Here is a 2368-nt window from a genome sequence, read left to right as displayed (position 1 = left end):
TGAGGGCGGCCAAAGCCAGGAGCCGCGAGCAGTTGGAGGAGGCGCTAGTCGCTGCTCTGGAGGTGGTCACGCGGGCTGATTGCCTGGGCTGGTTCAGGCATTGCGGCTATCAGGTTTCATCCGATTGCAAATAGCTATAATAATCAGAACTGCTATCCACGAGAACGAGGTCTAACAAGGCATTGCAGCGGAGGCCGCGCCGCGCAGTTCTCATGCGTCCTCGGATTGCCGTTCGCGGCCCCGCTGAACGCGGGCGTTCGGCGGCTCATATTTCTGCCAAGAGAACTCAATGTCCAAAGGGCTTTGCTTGTAAATTCGAGCGCTGGTACAAAATGATGAGCCGACGAGTTTGGTGCTGTCTCTCATTTTGCAGCTATTTTAAATTTACAGGCAAAGCCTCCGACGCCTTTAACAGGTGCTTTACCCATCGAGTTCTGGAAGCAGTCATGTGCTGTGCCGTTCACCCGTTTTTCTTCTTTTACTCCGAAGGCTCATCTTTTTTACCCTCGGAGCTTAAACACTTCGCAGGGATATCGAAGTTCGACGGGTTGATCGGCTCGGTGAACTGCTGATAGTAAAAATAATCGGCAAGCGCGAGGCTCGTGCCTACGCCGACTCCCGACTGCGACTGCATGAAAGTGACGGGTCGGCTGCTCGTGCCGTCGGGAGTGAGCGGACTGTACCACGTCCATAAATAGGTCGAATCAGGGTAATTCGGCGCGGACGGCGGGAAAAGCACGGACAAAATCGTTACGGTGTTTTCGGGGCACAGTACCGGATTGTCTGCGACCGTCGCCTGAATTGTTCCCTGCACACCCGGTATGGATACCCAGTACGGCGGTTCCTCCGGGAAAGGGAATTGATTGCCTGAAAGGCAGGCCGTCACTTCACCACCGTTATAGTTTATTAGAAACCCGCTATCACTATTGGGCGGAGGCGACACGCCCGTCGGAGGAGCGCCCGTCAGGAGCGCGACCTGCGATGTAAACGGGTTTTGGGGATTGTAGTTATACATCATCAGCGTGCTTTGGGCGCGGTCGGATGCGACATGATATTCGTTGTCAGGCTTCCACACGTACAGCACCCTGGTCGGCAGCGGGTTGAACTTTTCGTTCACGGGGGTCATAAACACGGTCATGCCGAAGTTCGTATTCCAGGTGAACAACTCGTAATTCTTCGGGTTGCCGAATGAGAAGCCCTCAATCTGTGGGGTTGCCCAGGACGTGGGTATGCTTGTGCTAGGCAGAGGGTTGAACATCGGGAAGTAAGTGAACGAAAACATCTGGAACAGGGCGAGCTGATTCGGGTCGCCCATAGACGGCGACGGCGGCCCCTGCCCGAACATCAAACGCACCGGCAAGTTGCTTTCGGCATCGAACCACATCCACGTCGCAGCCGGAGGGGTCGTGTTGGGCACCGGCATTTTCCACCACGCGACTTGCTGCGCCTCCATCCAGTTCAGATAAGAGATTCCCGCGCAGGCAGCGTTCTGCACTTGATTACCGAACCAGTTGGTATCCGGCAAAGTCCAGCCCATATCAACCGGGCAGTTCGGCGGCTGTATGTCGGTTGAAAGATACGTTCCCCAGGGATAGATGACATACCACCATGTTCTGCCGGAGATTCCAGTAATCTGTGCCGAAAGAAATTGGCCTTCCTGGTAATTAATGTAAGCGACGCAAAGCTCGAAGAAGGGATTGTTCTGGTCGGTAGACGTGCTGTTTGATTGAAGCGGGCTAAACGGATGCAGCAGGGCAACACACTCCCAGGCTGACGGTAAGACGGGAGGGACTCCCGTACAAGGTTGAAATGTTGGATACTCAGATGGTGGGATTGGATCGACATTCTGCTCTTTGTAGTTCATCTTTTTGACTCCTCTTTTTACGCCAATGGGTGAATGGTAAGCCTGCTAGATTACGCAGGTGAGAATACTCAGCTAATGGAGCAACTGCGTTCGTGCGCTACGCACAATACCACCAACCTTCGTAAAAAAGAAGCTGTTTCTTTTTCTTTTCACGCGCTGCCGAACAATCGGTTGCAGCGGAGGCCGCGAAGCGAATTTCTCATCGCACCCTGAATGCCGTTCGCGGCCCCGCTGAACGCGGGCAGTTAGACCCCCACGTTTTACATCCTAGCTGGTAATCATAGGATTAAAATTGAACGAAATAAATTCTGTGAATGGAACGCGACATTGACCAGATAATCAACGCAGTAAGGCGGCGGACTCCCGACGTTGAAGTTGTGCAATGGGAGAAGCGCCTTCCGGCAGACGACGATGGGATATGGTGGTTTAAGCTGCCAAGCATCGGAGCGGACATCCAAATAGAATCAACGTATGGGAATTGCCCATTCCTAGTGGAGACCAATG

2 protein-coding genes are annotated in these 2368 nt (G+C 53.5%); one reads left to right on the top strand and one right to left on the bottom strand.

Annotated features, from left to right (window positions below):
* Positions 1 to 478: 478 nt before the first annotated feature.
* Positions 479 to 1864, bottom strand: coding sequence for a hypothetical protein (locus tag VJ464_17165; GenBank protein ID HKQ06867.1), 1386 nt, complete (start codon positions 1862 to 1864; stop codon positions 479 to 481).
* Between the two features lie 314 nt (positions 1865 to 2178).
* Between VJ464_17165 and VJ464_17160 the strand changes: the two genes are divergently transcribed.
* The coding region (locus tag VJ464_17160; GenBank protein HKQ06866.1) for a hypothetical protein at positions 2179 to 2368 on the top strand (190 nt) is incomplete at its 3' end.

The sequence above is a fragment of the Blastocatellia bacterium genome (assembly GCA_035275065.1).
Classification (GTDB): domain Bacteria; phylum Acidobacteriota; class Blastocatellia; order UBA7656; family UBA7656; genus DATENM01.
The sequence above is the reverse complement of the archived record's forward strand: the minus strand, read 5'-3'. Positions and strand labels throughout refer to the sequence as shown.

What these genes read in the sequence shown, in the direction of transcription:
- VJ464_17165 (HKQ06867.1), bottom strand. Translation starts at nt 1,864, where the DNA reads ATGAACTACAAAGAGCAGAATGTCGATCCAATCCCACCATCTGAGTAT.